Origin of the sequence: Cupriavidus necator (assembly GCF_016127575.1) — a bacterium.
GTDB lineage: Bacteria > Pseudomonadota > Gammaproteobacteria > Burkholderiales > Burkholderiaceae > Cupriavidus > Cupriavidus necator_D.
In genome coordinates this window covers 281,545-301,128 of sequence record NZ_CP066018.1, presented here as the reverse complement: position 1 = coordinate 301,128, position 19,584 = coordinate 281,545, and the positions used below count along the sequence as shown (strand labels likewise).

14 protein-coding genes are annotated in these 19,584 nt (G+C 69.0%); 5 read left to right on the top strand and 9 right to left on the bottom strand.

Annotated elements, in window-relative coordinates; translation table 11 throughout:
• Positions 1–54 precede the first annotated feature (54 nt).
• The 3 genes from I6H87_RS01425 to I6H87_RS01415 are packed head-to-tail and all read right to left on the bottom strand — an operon-like array spanning position 55 to position 2,756.
• Positions 55–1,230: a vWA domain-containing protein gene (locus I6H87_RS01425; RefSeq protein WP_011614888.1), complete on the bottom strand. Its 1,176-nt coding sequence runs from the start codon at positions 1,228–1,230 to the stop codon at positions 55–57.
• 28 nt (positions 1,231–1,258) lie between these two features.
• Complete coding sequence (locus I6H87_RS01420) at positions 1,259–1,852, bottom strand: GNAT family N-acetyltransferase (RefSeq protein WP_011614889.1); 594 nt, start codon at positions 1,850–1,852, stop codon at positions 1,259–1,261.
• Between the two features lie 13 nt (positions 1,853–1,865).
• The gene (locus I6H87_RS01415; RefSeq protein ID WP_010809065.1) at positions 1,866–2,756 is read right to left on the bottom strand and encodes an AAA family ATPase; all 891 of its coding nucleotides are present in this window, start codon (positions 2,754–2,756) and stop codon (positions 1,866–1,868) included.
• A 540-nt stretch (positions 2,757–3,296) separates the two neighbouring features.
• Here I6H87_RS01415 and I6H87_RS01410 point away from each other — a divergent pair.
• Positions 3,297–3,644: a c-type cytochrome gene (locus I6H87_RS01410; protein WP_010809064.1), complete on the top strand. Its 348-nt coding sequence runs from the start codon at positions 3,297–3,299 to the stop codon at positions 3,642–3,644.
• Positions 3,645–3,654: 10 nt separating this feature from the next.
• Positions 3,655–4,053, top strand: coding sequence for a c-type cytochrome (locus I6H87_RS01405; protein WP_010809063.1), 399 nt, complete (start codon positions 3,655–3,657; stop codon positions 4,051–4,053).
• Between the two features lie 100 nt (positions 4,054–4,153).
• On the opposite strand, the gene aroG is transcribed toward I6H87_RS01405, so the two are convergent.
• Positions 4,154–5,233, bottom strand: coding sequence for a 3-deoxy-7-phosphoheptulonate synthase AroG (gene aroG, locus I6H87_RS01400; RefSeq protein WP_010809062.1), 1,080 nt, complete (start codon positions 5,231–5,233; stop codon positions 4,154–4,156).
• A gap of 501 nt (positions 5,234–5,734) precedes the next feature.
• On the opposite strand from aroG, the gene I6H87_RS01395 reads away from it, so the two are divergent.
• Entirely contained in the window at positions 5,735–6,790 is a 1,056-nt protein-coding gene (locus tag I6H87_RS01395) for a class I SAM-dependent methyltransferase (protein WP_011614891.1), read from the top strand.
• Positions 6,791–6,854: 64 nt separating this feature from the next.
• On the opposite strand, the gene tldD is transcribed toward I6H87_RS01395, so the two are convergent.
• The 3 genes from tldD to I6H87_RS01380 all read right to left on the bottom strand — a co-directional run bounded on the left by tldD (position 6,855) and on the right by I6H87_RS01380 (position 13,543).
• Positions 6,855–8,315: a metalloprotease TldD gene (gene tldD, locus I6H87_RS01390; protein ID WP_010809060.1), complete on the bottom strand. Its 1,461-nt coding sequence runs from the start codon at positions 8,313–8,315 to the stop codon at positions 6,855–6,857.
• Between the two features lie 99 nt (positions 8,316–8,414).
• Entirely contained in the window at positions 8,415–9,245 is an 831-nt protein-coding gene (locus I6H87_RS01385; RefSeq protein ID WP_010809059.1) for a carbon-nitrogen hydrolase family protein, read from the bottom strand.
• A gap of 17 nt (positions 9,246–9,262) precedes the next feature.
• A complete protein-coding gene (locus I6H87_RS01380; protein WP_232626211.1) occupies positions 9,263–13,543 on the bottom strand; it encodes a YhdP family protein in 4,281 nt (1,426 codons plus the stop codon).
• A 314-nt stretch (positions 13,544–13,857) separates the two neighbouring features.
• Here I6H87_RS01380 and glnE point away from each other — a divergent pair, with 314 nt between their 5' ends.
• Together glnE and rrtA are read left to right on the top strand one after the other, a co-directional pair.
• Complete coding sequence (gene glnE / locus I6H87_RS01375) at positions 13,858–16,731, top strand: bifunctional [glutamate--ammonia ligase]-adenylyl-L-tyrosine phosphorylase/[glutamate--ammonia-ligase] adenylyltransferase (RefSeq protein WP_458741758.1); 2,874 nt, start codon at positions 13,858–13,860, stop codon at positions 16,729–16,731.
• Positions 16,721–17,359: a rhombosortase gene (gene rrtA, locus I6H87_RS01370; RefSeq protein WP_011614894.1), complete on the top strand. Its 639-nt coding sequence runs from the start codon at positions 16,721–16,723 to the stop codon at positions 17,357–17,359. Before glnE ends, rrtA begins: the two co-directional genes overlap by 11 nt.
• 18 nt (positions 17,360–17,377) lie before the next feature.
• Here rrtA and mprA read toward each other — a convergent pair whose 3' ends face one another.
• Positions 17,378–19,000: an MprA protease, GlyGly-CTERM protein-sorting domain-containing form gene (mprA, locus tag I6H87_RS01365; RefSeq protein WP_011614895.1), complete on the bottom strand. Its 1,623-nt coding sequence runs from the start codon at positions 18,998–19,000 to the stop codon at positions 17,378–17,380.
• Positions 19,001–19,107: 107 nt separating this feature from the next.
• The gene (locus I6H87_RS01360) at positions 19,108–19,557 is read right to left on the bottom strand and encodes a hypothetical protein (RefSeq protein WP_011614896.1); all 450 of its coding nucleotides are present in this window, start codon (positions 19,555–19,557) and stop codon (positions 19,108–19,110) included.
• Between the last annotated feature and the right edge of the window lie 27 nt (positions 19,558–19,584).

Sequence of the window (19,584 nt, the reverse complement as noted above, 5' to 3'; positions counted from 1 at the left end):
AAAAAGGCGGCATGTCGATGCCGCCACTTACGCGCTTCAGCAGCCAGCGCTGCCTTACTTCGACAACACCTTCATCGCCTGTTCCAGCCCGGCCAGCGTCACCGGATACATCCGTCCCTTCATCAGCTGGTTGATGACCGTGATCGACTGCCGGTACTGCCACAGCCCTTCCGGCTCGGGGTTGAGCCAGACGAAGTGCGGGAACTGCTCGGTCATCCGGTTCAGCCAGACCGCGCCGGCTTCGGTGTTGTTGTACTCCACCGAGCCGCCCGGCTGCAGGATCTCGTACGGGCTCATGGTGGCGTCGCCGACGAAGATGATCTTGTAGTCGGGCGTGTACTTGTGCAGCAGGTCCCACGTGGCCAGCTTCTCGGCGTGGCGGCGGCGGTTGTTCTTCCACACGTAGTCGTACAGGCAATTGTGGAAGTAGTAGTACTCCAGGTGCTTGAACTCGGTCTTGGTGGCCGAGAACAGCTCTTCCACGCGCTTGATGTGGTCGTCCATCGAGCCGCCCACGTCCATCAGCATCAGCACCTTGACCTTGTTGTGGCGCTCGGGCCGCAGCTTGATGTCGAGCAGGCCGGCGTTGGCCGCGGTGGAGTGGATGGTGTCGTCCAGGTCCAGCTCGGTGTCGGCGCCTTCGCGCGCAAAGCGGCGCAGCCGGCGCAGCGCCACCTTGATATTGCGCGTGCCCAGTTCGACCTGGTCGTCATAGTCCTTGTAGGCGCGTGTCTCCCACACCTTGATCGCGGTGCGGTTGCCCTTGGACGGGCCGCCGATGCGGACGCCCTCGGGGTTGTAGCCGCCGTGGCCGAACGGCGAGGTGCCGCCGGTGCCGATCCACTTGTTGCCGCCCTCGTGCTTTTCCTTCTGCTCCTCGAGCAGCTGCTTGAGGCGCTCCATCAGCTTGTCGAGGCCGCCCATGGCCTCGATCTTGGCTTTTTCCTCGGGCGAGAGTTCGCGCTCCAGCGTCTTCTGCAGCCAGTCGAGCGGGATGTCGGACTTCCAGTCGACCAGGCTCTCGACGCCCTTGAAGTAGGCGGCGAAGGTCTGGTCGAACTTGTCGAAGTGCTTCTCGTCCTTGACCAGCGTCATGCGCGACAGGTAGTAGAACTCGTCGATGGACGGCGAGATGACCTGCGCCTTGAGCGCTTCCAGCATGGTCAGGTATTCCTTGACCGAGACCGGCAGCTTGGCGTGGCGCAGCGAGAAGAAGAAATCGATCAGCATGATGCCTCGCTATCAGTCGGCGGCCGCTTCAGCGCGGACGGTCGAGCTGGAATTGCAGGTGTTGACGCACGGCCGGCCATTCGCTGGCGATGATCGAGAACACCACGGTGTCGCGCAACGAGCCGTCCGGCATGCGCTGGTGGTTGCGCAGCACGCCGTCCTGCCTGGCGCCCAGGCGCGCGATGGCGGCGCGGCTCTGCTGGTTCATCCAGTGCGTGCGGAACTCCACGGCGATGCAGTCGAGATGGTCGAAGGCATGGCCCAGCAGCATCAGCTTGCATTCCGTGTTCAGCGGCGTGCGCTGGACGCGGCGCGCATACCAGGTGGAGCCGATCTCCACACGCCGGTTGGTCGCGTCGATATTCATGTAGGTGGTCATGCCCGCCAGCTCGCCGGCGGCATCGCGCACCGCGAACGGCAGCATCGAGCCCTGTTCCTGCAGCGCCAGGCGCCGCGCGATCTCGGCCTCCATGCGCTCGGGCGCGGGCACGCTGGTGTACCAGAGCTTCCACAGCTCGCCGTCGGCGCAGGCGTTGCGCAGGCCCTCGGCATGCTCGGCGCGCAGCGGCTCCAGCGTGACGTGCCGGCCCACCAGCGTGACGGGTTTGACGAACGCAGTCATGGCGGGCAATGCCTCAGCGGTTGGCGCGGTTCATGAACACCAGGCGCTCGAACAGGTGCACGTCCTGCTCGTTCTTCAGCAGCGCGCCATGCAGCGGCGGGATCGCGGCCTTCTTGTCCGGGCTCTTCAGCGCCTCGGGCGGGATGTCCTCGGCCATCAGCAGCTTGAGCCAGTCGATCAGTTCGGACGTGGACGGCTTCTTCTTCAGGCCCGGCAGGTTGCGCATCTCGTAGAACGATTCCAGCGCGGCCGCCACCAGCTCGCGCTTGATGCCGGGGTAGTGCACGTCGACGATCTGCTGCATGGTGTCGGCGTCGGGGAACTTGATGTAGTGGAAGAAGCAGCGGCGCAGGAAGGCGTCGGGCAGCTCCTTCTCGTTGTTCGAGGTGATGATCACCAGCGGGCGGTGCTTCGCCTTGACCAGTTCGCGCGTCTCGTAGACGTAGAACTCCATGCGGTCGAGTTCGCGCAGCAGGTCGTTGGGGAATTCGATGTCGGCCTTGTCGATCTCGTCGATCAGCAGCACGACCTGCTCGTCGGCTTCAAAGGCCTGCCACAGCACGCCCTTGACGATGTAGTTGCGGATGTCGTGGACGCGGTCGTCGCCCAGCTGCGAGTCGCGCAGGCGCGACACCGCGTCGTACTCGTACAGGCCCTGCTGCGCCTTGGTGGTCGACTTGATATGCCACTGCAGCAGCGGCATGCCCAGCGCGGCGGCGACTTCCTCGGCCAGCATGGTCTTGCCGGTGCCGGGCTCACCCTTGATCAGCAGCGGGCGCTGCAGCGTGCGCGCGGCATTGACGGCCAGCTTGAGGTCGTCGGTGGCGACATACTGGTCGGTGCCCTCGAAACGGGCCTGCTGGGCGATGGAAGCTTGGGCGGAAGCGTTGGCGATGTTTGACATGAGGCAACCTGAGGTGACGGCCTCGGATCGAGGGCCGGGTTGGCGTGCTTGGCGCGGTCTCTTCGCGCTGTCATGCGCGCTTTCATTATGGAAACGGGGTCCGGTGCAGGGCGCCCGCGCGCTGCTGGCGGCAGCATTCGCGAACGGTCGTGCAGATTCCCGGGATCAGCCAGTATAAAAGACCTTTGCGGTTCGTGTTGGGGCGCGCTGACAGGCCGCCGGCGGCCCGGGCCGGTTGCTGGACTGGCAGGTGCCGGCTGCGGTACAATGCGGCGGTTTGACGCGCCCCCACGTCCAGTTCTCCCAGCATCCGGCAGTCCGCGTTCAGAAGTCCCAGCGGCCCTTCCGGGTCGCGGCGATTGCGAGAGGTGGTTCCAGAATGGTGTTCCACATCCCGGCAACAGACCGGATGCGACATGTCTGGCGGGTTGCACCTCGGCAATCCCTCCGGCTGCCCTGGTTTTCCCCGCAGCAGCATTCTGAAACCGTCTCCGCCCGGCAGGGCAGGTCACACGGTTTAACTTCCAATCCGCAAAGACAATGAAAAAGCTCCTCACGATGGTGGTGCTGGGCGCGGCTGCAACGGCTGCGCAGGCACAGGAAGTCAAGGGCAATGGAGACGCTGCCAAGGACAAGGTTGCAATGTGCATCGGCTGCCACGGCATTCCGGGCTACCGTGCGTCATTCCCCGAAATCTATGAAGTGCCGCTGCTGGGCGGCCAGAGCGCCAAGTACATCGAGAACGCGCTCAAGGCCTACCAGAAGGGCGAGCGCAAGCACCCGACCATGCGCGGCATCGCCGCGACGCTGACCGAGCAGGACATCGCCAACGTGGCGGCCTACTACTCGCAGCAGAAGGCCGGCACGCAGAACAATTCCCTCAAGTAAGAGACCCCTCATGAATACGCTCAAGACGCTTTCGTTCGCGCTCGGCGCACTCGTGCTGGGTGCTGCCGCGATGCCGGCCTCGGCCGCCGACCTTGCCGCCGGCAAGGCGCTGGTGGAAAAGGGTGCCTGCGTGGCCTGCCACGGCGCGGGCATGAACGCCCCGATCTCGCCGGACTACCCCAAGCTGGCGGGCCAGCACGCCGACTACCTGTACCACGCGCTGGCGTCGTACCAGGTGTCGGGCAACCCGCTGGTGGGCCGCTCCAATGCCATCATGGCGGGCCAGGTCAACGCCAATCCGGCCGTGACCGACAAGGACGGCAAGCCGCGCCCGTTCACCCGCAAGGAGCTGAAGGACATGGCCGCCTACATCGAGTCGCTGCCTGGCGACCTGGTGCTGAAGAAGTAAGAACGCGCGGCCGCCGCCGCGCCAATGCAAAAAAGCCGCTTCCCTGGAAGCGGCTTTTTTGTTGTGTGCGCGAGCGCGGGGCCCTGGCCCCGCGGCGCTATCAGTTGCCGCTGCCCGACACCAGCCGGCGCTGGCGCACCGATTCGGCCAGTCCCTCGAGCACCTTGACCGAGTCGTCCCAGCCGATGCAGGCATCGGTCACGGACTGGCCGTAGGTCAGCTGCTCGACCGGCTGGCCCTGAACGTGGTCCTGGCGGCCCGCCACCAGGTGCGATTCCACCATCACGCCGATGATGCGCTGGTCGCCGCTGGCGATCTGGCGGCCGATCTCCTCGCACACCGGGATCTGATTCTCATGCTTCTTGCTGCTGTTGGCGTGCGAGGCATCGATCATCAGGCGCGAGGCCAGGCCGGCCTTGGCGATGGCGTCGCACGCTTCCTGCACGCTGGCGGCGTCGTAGTTGGGCGCCTTGCCGCCGCGCAGGATCACATGGCAGTCTTCGTTGCCCGAGGTCGACACGATCGCCGAGTGGCCGCCCTTGGTCACCGACAGGAAATGGTGCGGCTGCGACGCGGCCTTGATCGCATCGACCGCGATCTTGACGTTGCCGTCGGTGCCGTTCTTGAAGCCCACCGGGCACGACAGCCCCGAGGCGAGCTCGCGGTGCACCTGCGACTCGGTGGTGCGGGCGCCGATCGCGCCCCAGCTGACCAGGTCGGCGATGTACTGCGGGCTGATCATGTCGAGGTACTCGGTGCCGGTGGGCACGCCCATCTCGCTGATGTTCAGCAGCAGTTCGCGCGCGGTGCGCAGGCCATCGTTGATCTTGAAGCTGCCATCCATGTGCGGATCGTTGATCAGCCCCTTCCAGCCCACCGTGGTGCGCGGCTTCTCGAAGTACACGCGCATCACCACTTCCAGCTCGCCGGCGAAGCGGTCGCGCTGGACCTTGAGCAGCTTGGCGTAGTCCAGCGCGGCGCGGGTATCGTGGATCGAGCACGGGCCGATGATGACGATCAGGCGGTCATCCATGCCGTGCAGGATGCGGTGCATGGCCTGGCGCGCGCCGTAGATCACGTCCGAAGCCTGTTCGGAGCAGCCGAACTCGCGGATCAGGTGCGCGGGCGGCAGCAGTTCCTTGAGTTCGCGAATGCGCAGGTCGTCGGTGTTCTTCAGCATGATGGCTCCGGGATTCTTGTGAGGTCGTGAGTGGGTGGGGAAACAAACAGGTATAAAAAAAACCGCCAGGGTCGCTGGCGGTCTTTTTTGTATTCGGGGCGCTGCCTACAGCCGTCCCTCCCTATCCGCCAGCGGTGTGAGATCGCTAAAAAAGTAAAAGTAAAACTTAGCGGACATGGCGGAAAAAGGCTTTGGCTTGGGTCAGCTTGAATCGATTATCGTCGTGAGCGCCGAATTTATGCTGCACTGCGTAGCAGAAAGGCAGGAAATTGCGCGCCGGCCGGTCAATTTTCGGCGTGCGTCAGTTGCCTGTCGCGCCGCGAAGCATCTTTATAGCGCCTTTTGCCAGAATTGGCAAGTGTCGACGAGGCCATGCGGTGCGCTGGCGTACGCATCTCCCGGCGCCTTGCCAAGCCTTGTCCCGCCACTGCTTTTCGGCTTTCCCCGACATACCCGGGGCTATATTGGAACCGGGGAGCAGTGAGCACGGGGAGGTGCATCATGAGCGTCGATGAAGCGAGGCTGAATGCCTTCATGGAAAAATTCGTCAACGATATCGGCGCGGTGATGCATGCCGCGACCGTGGTGGTGGGCGATGAACTCGGCCTGTACAAGGCCATGGCGGAAAAAGCAATGACCGCCGAAGTGCTGGCGGCAAAGACCCATACAGACGTGCGCTACCTGCGCGAATGGCTGTCGGCACAGGCGGCCAGCGGCTACGTCGACTATGACCCGGCCACCGGGCAGTTCAGCCTGAACGAAGAGCAGGCCTATGCGCTGGCGCAGGAGGGCAGCCTCGCATTCATCCCGGGCGCGTTCCAGATCGCGGTGGCGCAGTTCCGCGCCATCCCGAAGGTGATCGATATCTTCCGCAACGGCCGCGGGCTGGGCTGGCACGAGCACGATCCCGCGCTGTTCCACGGCACCGAGCGCTTCTTCCGGCCGGGCTACGCGGCGCACCTGGTTTCGGAATGGATTCCCGCGCTGGACGGCATGGAGGCGCGGCTCAAGGCGGGCGCATCGGTGGCGGACGTGGGCTGCGGCCACGGCGCGTCGACCATCATCATGGCGCAGGCGTATCCGGCCTCGCGCTTTGTCGGTTTCGACTACCACGAGCCTTCGGTGCGCCATGCGGCCGAAGCCGCGCGCCGCGCCGGCATGACCGAGCGCGTGCGCTTCGAAGTGGCCACCGCCAAGGACTACGGCGGCAAGGACTATGACCTGGTGACGGTATTCGACTGCCTGCACGACATGGGCGATCCGGTCGGCGCGGCACGCCACGTGCGCGAGACCCTGCGTGCCGATGGCGCCTGGATGATCGTGGAACCGTTTGCCAACGACACGCTGGAGCAGAACCTGAACCCGCTGGGCCGGGTGTTCTATTCCGCGTCCACCTTCATTTGCACGCCAGCGTCGCGCGCGCAGGAAGTCGGCCTGTGCCTGGGCGCGCAGGCGGGCGAGGCGCGCATGCGCGCAGTGGTTGAGCAGGCCGGCTTCAGCAGTTTCCGCCGCGCGGCGCAGACGCCGTTCAACCTGGTGTATGAAGTGCGGCCGTAAGGCCGGGGCGATCCCGTGAAAAACGGGACCCCGCAGGGTCCCGTCTTCGTCATCGCCGGACTGGTCAGGCGGTGCCGCCCACCGTCATGTTCTCGATGCGCAGCGTCGGCTGGCCCACGCCCACCGGCACGCTCTGGCCTTCCTTGCCGCACACGCCGACGCCCGAGTCCAGGCGCATGTCGTTGCCGATCATGGTGACATCCTTCAGCGATTCCGGGCCGTTGCCGACCAGCGTCGCGCCCTTGACCGGGTAGGTGATCTTGCCGTCCTCGATCATGTAGGCCTCGCTCGCCGAGAACACGAACTTGCCGTTGGTGATGTCCACCTGGCCGCCGCCGAAGTTGACCGCATACAGGCCGCGCTTGACGCTGGCGATGATCTCCTGCGGATCCCTGTCGCCGTTGAGCATGTAGGTGTTGGTCATGCGCGGCATCGGCAGCGCGGCATAGCTTTCGCGGCGCGCATTGCCGGTGACCGGCATCTTCATCAGGCGCGCGTTGAGCGTGTCCTGGATATAGCCGCGCAGGATGCCGTCCTCGATCAGCGTGGTGCACTGGGTCGGGTTGCCTTCGTCGTCCAGGTTGAGCGAGCCGCGGCGGTTGGCCAGCGTGCCGTCGTCGACCACGGTCACGCCCTTGGCCGCGACGCGTTCGCCCATGCGGCCGGCAAAGGCCGACGAGCCCTTGCGGTTGAAGTCGCCCTCCAGGCCGTGGCCGACGGCTTCATGCAGCAGCACGCCGGGCCAGCCCGGGCCCAGCACCACGGTCATCGAGCCGGCCGGGGCCGGGCGCGCGTCCAGGTTGACCAGGGCCGAAGAGACGGCCTCGTCAACATATTTCTGCAGCAGCTCGTCGGTGAAGTAGCCATAGGCATAGCGGCCGCCACCGCCGGAAGAGCCGACCTCGCGGCGCCCGCCGTGTTCGGCGATCACCGTGACCGAGACCCGCACCAGCGGACGCACGTCGGCGGCGATCACGCCGTCGCTGCGCGCCACCAGCACCACGTCGTATTCGCCGGCCAGGCCTGCCATCACCTGCACCACGCGCGGATCCTTGGCGCGCGCCATGCGCTCGACGCGCTCAAGCAGCGCCACCTTCTCGGCCGCGCTCATGGAGTCGAGCGGGTCGTTGGGCGCGTACAGGTTGCGCCCGGCGTGCGTGGCCAGCTCGCCGGCCACCTTGACGCGGCCGTTGCCGGCACGGCCGATGGTGCGCGTGGCCGCCGCGGCCTGCGACAGCGCCGCCAGGCTGATGTCGTCCGAATAGGCGAAGGCGGTGCGGTCGCCCGAGACCGCGCGCACGCCCACGCCCTGGTCGATGCTGAAGCTGCCCGACTTGACGATGCCTTCTTCCAGGCTCCAGGCCTCGTTGCGGGTGTACTGGAAGTACAGGTCGGCATAGTCGACCTTGTGCGTGAAGATATCGGCCAGCACGCGCTGGAGCTTGGCCTCGTCCAGGCCGTACGGTGCCAGCAGCAGTTGCTGCGCGGTGGCCAGGTTGCGGATTCCGAGATCGCCGGCGTTCATGAGATGTCCTTTCTTCCTGGGGACGCGCCGGCTTGCGGCCGGCGCGGCAAAAAATTCTCCGGGCGGGAGCCGGTGAAGGCTGCCGCGATTGCGTACATGCTACAGCACCCGGTGTCGCAGTGCCGGCAGGTTCTGCCGGACCTCGGCCAGGCGCGCGGGATCGATCACGCCGCCGACCACGCCTTCGCCCTCAGGCAGCGTTGCCAGCACCTCGCCCCACGGATCGACCAGCATCGAATGGCCCCACGTGCGCCGGCCATTCTCATGCTTGCCGCCCTGTGCCGCGGCCAGCACATAGCATTGGTTTTCAATGGCGCGGGCGCGCAGCAGGATCTCCCAGTGCGCCTGCCCTGTGGTGTAGGTGAAGGCGGCCGGCATCAGAATCAAGCTGGTGCCGTCGCCGGCGGCCAGTCCGCGGTAAAGCTCGGGGAAACGCAGGTCGTAGCACACCGACATCGCCACCCGGCCGCAGGGCGCGTCGAAGCTGACCGGCGTGCGCCCGGCCAGGATGGTGCGCGACTCGTCGTAGCTTTCAGTGCCGCGGGTGAAGCCGAACAGGTGGATCTTGTCATAGCGCGCCACGCGCTCGCCGCGCGGGTTGAAGGCGAGCGAGGTGTTGTACACGCGCGCCGGGTCGTCGCACCACATCGGCAGCGTGCCGCCGACCAGCCAGATGCCGTGGCGGCGTGCCGCATCGGCCAGGAACTGCTGCACCGGGCCGTCGCCGTCATGCTCGCGCACGGCCACCTTGTCGGATTCGGAGCGGCCCATCATGCAGAAGTATTCGGGCAGCAGCACCAGTGCCGCGCCGCCGGCTGCGGCCTCGGCGATCAGCGCGTCGGCGCGCGCCAGGTTGGCATCGAGCGAGGTGCCGGTCACGGTCTGGACGGCGGCAACGCGGAACGGGGCGGAGGCGGCGGTTGCAGTCATAGGCGGCGTTGTTTTCCTCAGCGCGGGAGGGCGGGGTCCGCGCGGTTCTGGAAGGTCGGGGCTTGCGCCTTATTGTCCTCCAGTTTGCCGATCTGCGGGTTGGCCCAGCTGCCGGTGATGCGGTAGTGCTGGGTGAACACCTTGGAGAACTCGTCGGCAAACAGCAGTTGCGCGGCCAGCGTGCCGATTCCCAGCACCGGGTTGATAAAGGCGGCCGCGATCGAGGTGGAGGTGGCGTTGATGCGTGGCACCACATCCACGCGCAGGTCCTGGGTCTCGCGCAGCAGGTTGGCGGTGCCGCTCATGCTGGCGATGATCTGCGGGCTCCTGAGCTCGAAGTCCTGGATCGTGCCGACGCCGTTCTCGATCGTGCCAGTGCCGGCAATGCGGTCGAACACCAGCCCGCGGCCCGACAGGGTGCGGAAGTCCAGCATGGCAAAGCGCAGCAGGCCTTGCAGGCTGAGCACGCCCAGCAGCCGCGCCGCGCCGGGCTCCACGCTCAGGATCTGGCCATTCTCCAGGTCCAGCGACAGCTTGCCCGACAGCGTCGGGTAGTCGATCGACAGCGGCGAGCCGCGCCAGGCCACGCGGCCTTCGAGCTTGCCCTTGCCGTCGCTCAGCGTGTGCGCCAGCCCCAACCGTTCCAGCGTGGCGCCGGCATCGCGCACGTCGATGCTGAAGGACAACAGGGTGCGGCGCTCGGCATTGGCGTCGGCGCGCAGCTGGCGCGGCACGCGCCAGCTGCCGCTGCCGGTCAGGGTGGCGCCGGGTTGCTCGATCTGCAGCTTTTCCAGGGTCCAGACCGGATCGGCGGAGCTGGTGCCGGTATGGGCCTTGACTTCAAGCTTGCCGAAGTCGTGCCCGCGCAGCATGAACTGGTCGACCACCAGGTCGATCGCGGGCAGCTCGTCGATGCTGCTGGCGAGCGCGTCCACCACGTTGCGCTCGTCGCTGGCATCGGGCACGTTCAGGCGCGCCAGGCGCAGTTGCAGCGACCCGGTGGCCGAGGGCCCGGCCGGACGCCACTGCACCGCGCCGGCCACCTGGCGCGAGTCGATCCTGGCGTTCCAGCCGCCGGCTTCGCGGTTGGCGTCGAGCACCACCTCGTCGAGCGTGCGGCCCATGGCGTGCAGCGTGCGCGCGCGCAGCGCAATGCGGCCAGGCAGGAAGGGTGAGGGCGCCGCGGCGGGGCCCGCGCTGCCGGCACCGCCGCCGAAGGCCGCCCGCCATGCATCGATATCGAGCTGGTCGAAGGTGGCCGCGGCGCTGACGCCGGCCGCGGGCGGCGGCGGCGCCTGCTGCATGCCGATGGCGCCGGCGAGCACGTCGATGCCGCCGCCCTGGTCGCGGCGCAGCAGGTAGCGCGCGTTCAGCGCATGGCCCAGCTGCAGCACCAGCTCGCTGGTGCCGGCGCGGTCCGGGGCGCTGGCCGGGCGCAGGTCCGCGCGCAGCGCCAGGTCTTGCGCCGCGGCCTTGGCCAGCGGCGCGGGCAGGCCGATCGCCATGCCATTGAGTTCGGAGCTCAACTGCACCTGCAGCTGGCGCTCGCGCGTGGCGATCACGGCGCTGTAGCTGGTGCTGCCTTCGAGCCGCGCGGCCACCGGCGCCAGCGCCGAGCCCGCGGCGGCCTCGCGCAGCCCGGCGGCCGAGACGCTGCCGCTGGCGGTGACGTGCGTGGCGCCGTCCGGCTGGGTGCCGCCGCCGAGCCGGATCTCGCCACCGAGGAAGCGGGCCCGCATGTTCTCCAGCCCGAAACCGTGTTCATTGAATGTGATGGTGCCGTTGGCATGGCCCAGTTGCGGCAGCTGCGGGCTGAGCACGACATCGTTGCCGGGGAAGCGGAAGCGGCCGTCCACCTTGGCGGCATTGGCGTGTTCCAGCGGCATGTCGAGCTTGAGCCTGAGCTCGCCGTTGCCGTGGGCCTGCGCCGCATCGGCCACGTGCCCGGTCCATTCGCGCACCGGCGAAGCACTGATGTAGCGCAGGAAGCCCTGCACCGGTCCGCTGGCGCCGCCGTCGATCACCAGCTTGCCGTGCGGGCCAAGGTCATCGATGCGGCCCTTGACGTCCTGCAGCGTGACGCCGGGGATGTCGTGGACCGTGGCCCGGCTTGCCAGGAACGTCATGCCGCCGCGGTCGAACACGACCCGCCCGGAAATGTCGGTGAAGGTTGGCCACGCCTGCGCGCCGGTGGTGGTGCCGCTGGCGGTCTCGTGCGGGGCGATCTGGTAGCTGACGTGTTCGATCGGCACCTCGACATGGAACTCGCCGGCCTTCTCGTGCGGGGCATGGAACGGGAAATGCGCCAGGTCGCCGCGCAGCACGAAGCTCACGCCGGCAGCTTCGCCACCCGCCAGCGCACCGGCCAGGTAGTGCCGGGTGCCGGCCGGAATGCTCAGCGGCAGGTAGCGCGGCACGCGCGCCACCTGGGCGCGGGTCATTTCACCGCTCAGGTCGGCGATGCCGGATACACCGTCGCCGCCTGCGCGCCAGGTGCCGCGCACCGAGCCGGCCGCATCGGCATTGGCAAAGCGCACGCCGTCCAGCGTAACCGCGAGCTTGCCTCCGGCATGGGTCCAGCGCACTTCGCCGCCGATCTGGTCGAACGGCAGCCGCGGCTCCTCGAACAGGCCAGGCAGCACCAGTGCCGCGCCGTTGCCTTCGAAGCGGGCATTGCCCTGCTGGTCATCGAAGGAGAAGGTGCCGGACAGGTGCGAAAAGCCAGGCGTGCCCAGCCGGGGGTGGCCGCTGGCGTCCACCGCGGGCACGGCCGGCTGGCCGTTGACCGAGACGTCGCGCAGCGTGCCCTGCACGCTGTAGCGCAGCTTGCCGTCGCCGCGCTCGAGCATGCCGGCGCGCTCGCGGCTCCAGCTCACGTTGAGGTTGTCGATGTGGCCAGCTGGCTGCAGCGCGCGCAGCCGGCGCAGCACCGCGGTGTCCAGCGGCATCGAGCTGGACACCGCGCGCAGCGTGTTCAGGTCCAGCGTGGGCGCCTTGAGCGAGAACTTGCGCAGGGTGCCGTCCTTGCCGGAGGCCCAGCCGAGGGTGACCTTGCGCATGCCTTCGCGCCAGGTGCTGTCGGCGGGGGTGCCCTCGTCGTCGCTGGCGGGCTGGGGTTGCCAGAGCAGGGTGTCGACGGTCAGCAGGTTGCTGCCGTCGCGCTCGGTCCGGTGTAGCAGGAAGGCCTGCGCATTGGCCAGGCGCAGCGGGGCGGAGGCGCCGGCCAGCTGCAGGTCGACGCCGCTGGCGCGCAGCCGCGTCTGGCTGCGCACGATGCGGCCCTGGCGGAATTCAATGCTGCCGTCGGTGCTGAAGGTGCCGCTGGCGACGCGCTCGAACATCGCCAGGTAGCGCTGCAGCACCGGCAGCTGCAGCTGGCCAAGGTCCCAGCTGGCCTGCCCGGTCCAGTAGCGCCAGTTGCCGGCGCTGTGCAGGTAGTCGTTGCTGAAGGAGGACTGCACCACCAGCGGGCTCGGGCCCAGCGCCGGCGAGCGCGCTTCCAGCGTCACCGTGTGGCGCGCGCCGTCGCGGCGGGTGTCGAGGCGGATCTCGCCGATATCGAGCTGGGGCAGGCGTGCCTTCTCGTCCAGCCAGCGCAGCTTGCCGTCGGACAGCGCCACGCGCCCCTGCGACATCAGCCAGCCCAGGAAGCGATCGTCGTCCTGCTGGCCGCCGGTCGCGTCCACCAGCATGCCGCCGACCAGCAGCCGGCCCTCGGGCGTGCGCCGCACCAGGATGTCGGTGCCGGTCGCGCCCAGGCTGACGAACTGCAGGTTCATGCTGAACAGCGAGCGCCACGCCAGCTTGCCGTCGAGCGTGGCGGCCGCAAGCAGCACGCGCTGTCCGGAGTCCACGGCGCGCAGGCCGCGGGCGCGGAAGGCCGGGTGCCAGCCGTCCCAGTAGGTATCGAGCGCGCCGATGCTGACCTTGGCCGAGAGCGCCACCGAGCCGCGTTCTTCCAGCCACTGGCGCGCGGTGGACGCCTGTGGCCACAGCACGAAGCGGATCAGCAGGCCCGCCACCAGCGCCAGCGCGGCCAGCACCAGCGCCAGCCGCACCAGCGCGCGGCCCAGCCCGCGCCAGAACGGGTGGCGCACGGCTGCCGCCACGCCGCGCGTGCAGGCGCGCAGGAACGCGCCGGCGTGCGCGCGGGCGGAATCGTTGCGCCGGGCGCTGGTGGCATCGTTGGCCGGGGGATTCACGGGGTGTGGCGGGGCCAGGGTGGAGGCGGCGTCCTGCCCGCCCGCGCCGCCATTGGGGGGGGAACCATCAGCGGGTTGTGGGGCGCGGCTGGACATGCGCAGATTATCCGACAATACTAGCCGCTCTCCAATCTGGTGCCCGGCCGGCTGAAACAAGAACGCGCAAGCTGCGCGCACCCAAAGCGACAATAGCCACGATGGCGCGCCCGCTGCGCGGACAACAGGACGCGAGCAGGTGAACCGCGGGACCAACCACGGGCCGCACCTTTTCTCGCATTTCAAATACTGGAATGACTGCCTCTGAACCGACGAGTTCCGCCGCTGGCGACGCTGCTGACCAACATGGCGCGCGCGCCACACCGGATCCGGCCAATCCGGCGGACCCGCAGCCGGGGCCGGGCGCCGGCACCATGGCTGCCGGCGCCTTCGCCATCACCGCGGCGCAGGCGCTGCAGCCGGCTGACGAGGCTGGCCACGCGGGCGGCCACGTATTGTACTCGGCTGCGTATTCGCACTACGCGCGCCGCGTGGTGCAGGCCCGGCCGGATTTGCCGGCCATCCTGGCCGCCGCAGCCGCCCAGCCGCTGACGCGCGCCTGGATGCAGGCGCGGCTGCAGGCGCTGCACGAGCCCTCGGCCGATGCCGAGGAATCCGCCAAGCGCAGCCTGCGCCGTCTGCGCGCCGAAGTGATGTGCGCGGTGATCGAGCGCGACCTGCGCGGCCTGGCCACGCTGGGCGAGGTCACCGGCGCCATGACCGACCTGGCCGAGCTGGCGATCCAGCACGGCCTGGCGATGCTGGGCGACGACCTGGCCGCCACCTTCGGCCGCCCGGTCGGCGCCCAAAGCGGCGAGGTGCAGGAGTTGGTGGTGGTGGGCATGGGCAAGCTGGGCGGGCGCGAGCTCAATGTCTCGTCCGACATCGACCTGATCTTCCTCTATGACGAGGACGGCGAGACCCAGGGCGGCTCGCGCAGCCTGTCCAACCACGAGTACTTCATCCGTCTCGGCCGCCGGCTGATCAACCTGCTGGCCGAGGTGACCGCCGACGGCTATGTGTTCCGCGTCGACATGCGGCTGCGCCCCAACGGCGACGCCGGACCGCTGGCGTGCAGCCTTGGCATGCTGGAGGAATACCTGGTGGTGCAGGGGCGCGAGTGGGAGCGCTATGCCTGGATCAAGGGCCGCGTGGTGTCGGCGCTCGACACGCCGCACGCGCAGCGCACCGCCGGCCTGCTGGCGCGGCTGACCACGCCCTTCGTGTTCCGCCGCTACCTGGACTACGGCGTGATCGCCGCGATCCGCTCGCTGCACGCGCAGATCCGCAGCGAGGCCGCCAAGCGCAGCGGCGGGCTGGCGGGGCACGGCGTCAACCAGCGGTCGTTCAATATCAAGCTGGGCCGCGGCGGCATCCGCGAGATCGAGTTCATGGCGCAGGTGTTCCAGCTGATCCGCGGCGGCCAGGACCCGGCACTGCGCGTGCGCCCGACGCTGGAAGTGCTGGCGGTGGCGGTCGAGCGCGGGCTGCTTCCCGCCGGCCAGGCCGGGCAGCTCGGCGATGCCTACCGCTTCCTGCGCCAGCTCGAACACCGGCTGCAGTACCGCGACGACGCCCAGACCCACCACCTGCCGACTTCGCCCGACGAACAGCTGGCGGTGGCGCGGATGATGGGTTGCGACGACTGGCAGCAACTGCTGGCGCGCCTGGCGGCGCTGCAGGAGCCGGTGGCGCAGCAGTTCGAGGCCACCTTCTCGGATCCCGATGCCGCCCCGTGCGAAGCGCTGTGGCCGGGCATTGTGTTCGACGACAACGCCGCGCAAGCGCAGGACAACCCGGAACAGAAGCAGGACGACGCGGCCTGCGGCGATAACGCCGCGCCCTGCCAGCGCCTGCAGGCCGCCGGCTTTACCGACTGCACCGGGCTGCTGGACCGGCTGCGCGCGATCGCCTCGTCGCTGCGCTACCGCGCGCTGTCCGAGTCCAGCCGCGCGCGCTTCGACCAGCTGGTGAACCGCGCGCTCGACCTGGCCGCGCGCCAGGAAGATGCCGACAGCACCATCGCGCGCTTTATCGACTTCCTCGAGGCGATCAGCCGCCGCGCCTCCTACCTGTCGTTGCTGTCCGAATACCCGCAGGCGATGGACCGCGTCGCGCAGACGCTGCATGCCTCGCGCTGGGCCGCGGCCTACCTGACGCGGCATCCGCAGCTGCTGGACGAACTGCTCGACAGCGATGCGCTGGCCGGCGCGCCCGACTGGGCCGCCTTCCGCAAGCGCCTGCATGAGCGGCTGCTGGCCGCCGAAGGCCAGATCGAGCAGCAGATGGACATCCTGCGGCGCGAGCATCATGTCGAGACCTTCCGCGTGCTGCTGCAGGACCTGCAGGGCATGCTGACGGTGGAGCAGGTGGCCGACCGCCTGTCCGACCTGGCCGATGCCATGCTCGAGGCCACGCTGGAAACGGTCTGGCGCCAGCTGGCCACGCGCCACCGCGACACGCCGCGCTTCGCGGTGATCGCCTACGGCCGGCTGGGCGGCAAGGAACTGGGCTATGCCTCGGACCTGGACATCATCTTCCTGTACGACGATGACCATGAACGTGCGCCTGACGTCTACTCCGCGTATGCGCGCCGGCTGATCACCTGGCTGACCAGCCATACCGCCGCCGGTGCGCTGTTCGACGTCGACACTCGGCTGCGCCCCAACGGCGCGGCCGGCCTGCTGGTGACCAGCTTCGAGGCGTTCCGCCGCTACCAGCTGCGCGAAGGCGACAACACCGCCTGGGTGTGGGAACACCAGGCGCTGACGCGCGCGCGCTTCTGCGCCGGCGATGCCGCCATCGGCGACCGCTTCGAGGCGCTGCGCGGCGAGGTGCTGTGCCAGGACCGCGATGCCGCCGCGCTGCGCGACGAGATCATGCAGATGCGCCGCAAGGTCGCCGAAGGCCATCCCAACCCGACCGACCTGTTCGACCTGAAGCACGATCGCGGCGGCATGGTCGATATCGAATTCACGGTGCAGTACCTGGTGCTGCTGCACAGCCGGGCGCACCCGCAGCTGACGCGCAACGCGGGCAATATCGCGCTGCTGCGCGCAGCGGGCGAGCTGGGCCTGATCGACGCCACGCTGGCACTGGCGGTGGGCGATGCCTACCGGCTGTTCCGCGCGCGCCAGCACCAGCTGCGGCTCGAGGGGCAGGCGCATGCGCGCGTCGCGCCCGAGTCGGTGGCGCAGCAGACCGGACAGGTGCGCGCGCTGTGGCAGGCCGTGTTCGGTGAGGCCTGACGCGGCAGTTCCGCCGGCACCCGCCGGCGCATCGTGGCCGGGGCTGCTGGCGGCGATCGCGCTGGTGTGGGCGCTGTCGGCCTGGTTCACCTTCATGCCGTGGTGGCATGCGCACGGCCTCTACCTGCGCGATGCGGTGCGGCTGGACGGCCAGTGGTGGCGCCTGGCCACCGCCATGTGGGTGCACCTGGACGGACACCACTGGCTGGCCGACGCGCTGGCCGCCACCGGCGTGCTTGCCATCGCCGCGCGCGTGGCGCGTGCGCGCACCCTGTTGCTGGTGCTGGTTGCCTGCGGCATCGGCGTGCAGGTGGTGCTGCTGCGCGTGCCGGCGATTGCATGGTATGGCGGGCTCTCAGGCGCCTTGCACGGGCTGGCCCTGTGGGGCGCGCTCGGGCTGTTGCGGGCATCGGGCCTGGCGCGCGTCACCGGCGTGCTGCTGTGCCTGGGCGTGCTGGCCAAGGTCTGGGTGGAACAGTCGTGGCTGGCGCCGGTGGTGTTCGATCCGGCCTGGGGTTTTGGCGTGGTGCGCGTCGCGCACGCGGCCGGCGCCGTCGCCGGCCTGCTGTGCTGGGTCTTGCAGGAGTGGTGGCTGGCGCGGCGCCCGGCCCGCGGCGACGACGCCTGAACCGACCAGGCGCCGGGCTTACATGCGGCGCCGCAGCGCGAAGGCCAGCAGGCCGGACAGCGCCAGCAGCACCGCGGTCCAGGGCGCAACGGCGCCGCCGCCACCGCCACCACCGTTGCCCGAGGCCGGTGCCGGCGCAGCCTGCGCCGGTGGCATGCCCGCCGCGGCCGCCAGTGCGCCGTCGGCATCGAGCAGGCCGGCGCCGCAGACGCCCGGATTGGTGGTGCAATAGGTGCCGGACGGATGCGGGCGTGCCGAAGACTTCAGCGCCGCGGTGACCTGGGCCGGGGTCAGCGAGCCATTGACCGCGAACATCATGGCCACCACGCCCGAGACCATCGGTGCGGCGAAGCTGGTGCCCGCGGATGACGTCACCACATAGTTGCCCAGGCCAGTCTTGCCATCGTTGTTCAGGGTGCGAATGACCGAGGGCGCGGTCGTGCACTGCCCATTGACTACCTGCGAGTTGCCACACCCGCCGCCTGGCGCGCTGATCGCGACCTGCGGGCCGACATTGGCATAGCTGGCATTCTCGCCGTCGTTGGCATGCGCCGTGACCGCGATCACGCCGCTGCAGTCGCCCGGCGCCTCCACCGCGCCGCGCTCGTTGCCGGCGGCGGCCACCACCACCACGCCGCGCGCGTTCAGGTCGGTGACGGCCTGTTGCTCAATGCTGCTGCAGGTGCCGCCGCCGAGGCTGATATTGACCACGCGCGCCGGCGTCGGATTGGCCGGCACGTTGGGTACCGACAAGCCGCCGGCCCAGCGCATGGCATCGACGGTATCGGACAGCAGCGCGCCGCAGCGGCCCGAGACGCGCACCGGCAGGATGCGCGCGTTCCAGTCGACGCCCGCGATGTCCTGCGCGTTGTTGGTCAGCGCGCCCAGCACGCTGGCGACACGGGTGCCGTGCCAACTGTTGGGCTCGGTCGTCGGGGCCGGCGATCCACCCGGGCACGAGAAACCCGCTGTCACGTTGTCGCCGGCATCGGTGGCATCGGCGTCGCGGCCATCGCCGTCATTGGAAATGGTGCTGCTGCTGATGAAGTCGTAGCCAGGCAACACGCGCGCCGCCAGGTCGGGGTGCGGCAGGATGCCGGTGTCCACCACCGCGATCACCACGCCGCTGCTGCCGCGGCTGCGGTCCCACGCGCGCGGCAGGTTGACGCCGCCCACCGCCGTGCCGGTGCCCATCAGGTAAGGCTGGCGCGAGATGAACTCGGAATCGTTGGGCAGGGTGTCGTGCAGCTTCAGCCAGCGGTCGGGCACGGCATCGGCGATGCGCGGGTCCTGGCGCAGCCGGGCCGCCGCGCCTTCCGGGTCGGCTGCCAGTGCGTCGGGGACCTGCAGCAGTTGCAGGTTGCCGCCCATGGCGCGGCGCGCCGTGACGGCAATGCCGGTGCGCGCGCTCAGCTGCTTGAGCGCATCCGCCGCGGCTGCGGGCGTCTTGCTTGTGCCATCGGCGCCGTCACGCCAGCGCACGATGATCTGGCCGGTGTAGGCGGGTGCGGCATGGACGCCGGCAGCCAGTGCCGCGCTGGCCGGTATTGCGCCGCACACAGCGGCGGCGGCGATGACGATGGCCCGCCAGCGGCGGGCCACGGGGCTGCTACGGAAGTCGGACTGCGCGGGTTGCGGCATGCATACCTCCTGGGGCGTAGCGCGCGGGGGCTTGTTATGTAGCGAATACGATTCAGCGTCGTTGCGCAAGGGCGACCGAAGGCTTAAGAACCGTCCTGCAGTCGGGCTCAGCTCTGCGGCATGTCACGGCTGGTGGGAATGTTGCGGTTAGGCTTGAGCACGCGGTCGGGCTCGGCGGTCTCGATGCGGGGCGTGGCGCGCAGGGTTTCGACCGCCTGGTCGATGGTGGCATCCGCCGACGGCGAGATCGCGGTGACCAGCCAGACGCCGCCGGACATCGGGCGCTTGACCACATAGCGGATCGGGCCCTTGATCCCGGCCAGCAGCTTGCCGGCGTCCTCCGACAGGTTCACCGCGGGCGGCTTGAAGCGCACCATGATGTCGCCAAGGGAACGGTCATCGCTGATGCTGCCCGGCGGCGGGGCCGAGGACTTGGGCTGGGCCTGGCAGGCGGACAGCGCCAGCAGTGCGGCCGATGCGGCGGTGGCGATGGCCAGCACGGCGCGCAGCGATGCGCGCGGTCGTTGCCGGAGGCCGGCTTGCGCTTGGCGGGTCATGGTGAAGCTCCTGTCAGTGTATGGATT

Coding starts and splice junctions, on each gene's coding strand:
- I6H87_RS01385 (WP_010809059.1), bottom strand. CDS start 9,245: ATGACTGCAACCGCCGCCTCCGCCCCGTTCCGCGTTGCCGCCGTCCAG.
- I6H87_RS01425 (WP_011614888.1), bottom strand. CDS start 1,230: ATGCTGATCGATTTCTTCTTCTCGCTGCGCCACGCCAAGCTGCCGGTC.
- I6H87_RS01395 (WP_011614891.1), top strand. CDS start 5,735: ATGAGCGTCGATGAAGCGAGGCTGAATGCCTTCATGGAAAAATTCGTC.
- mprA (WP_011614895.1), bottom strand. CDS start 19,000: ATGCCGCAACCCGCGCAGTCCGACTTCCGTAGCAGCCCCGTGGCCCGC.
- I6H87_RS01415 (WP_010809065.1), bottom strand. CDS start 2,756: ATGTCAAACATCGCCAACGCTTCCGCCCAAGCTTCCATCGCCCAGCAG.
- I6H87_RS01420 (WP_011614889.1), bottom strand. CDS start 1,852: ATGACTGCGTTCGTCAAACCCGTCACGCTGGTGGGCCGGCACGTCACG.
- I6H87_RS01410 (WP_010809064.1), top strand. CDS start 3,297: ATGAAAAAGCTCCTCACGATGGTGGTGCTGGGCGCGGCTGCAACGGCT.
- I6H87_RS01360 (WP_011614896.1), bottom strand. CDS start 19,557: ATGACCCGCCAAGCGCAAGCCGGCCTCCGGCAACGACCGCGCGCATCG.
- glnE (WP_458741758.1), top strand. CDS start 13,858: ATGGCTGCCGGCGCCTTCGCCATCACCGCGGCGCAGGCGCTGCAGCCG.
- tldD (WP_010809060.1), bottom strand. CDS start 8,315: ATGAACGCCGGCGATCTCGGAATCCGCAACCTGGCCACCGCGCAGCAA.
- aroG (WP_010809062.1), bottom strand. CDS start 5,233: ATGCTGAAGAACACCGACGACCTGCGCATTCGCGAACTCAAGGAACTG.
- I6H87_RS01405 (WP_010809063.1), top strand. CDS start 3,655: ATGAATACGCTCAAGACGCTTTCGTTCGCGCTCGGCGCACTCGTGCTG.
- I6H87_RS01380 (WP_232626211.1), bottom strand. CDS start 13,543: ATGTCCAGCCGCGCCCCACAACCCGCTGATGGTTCCCCCCCCAATGGC.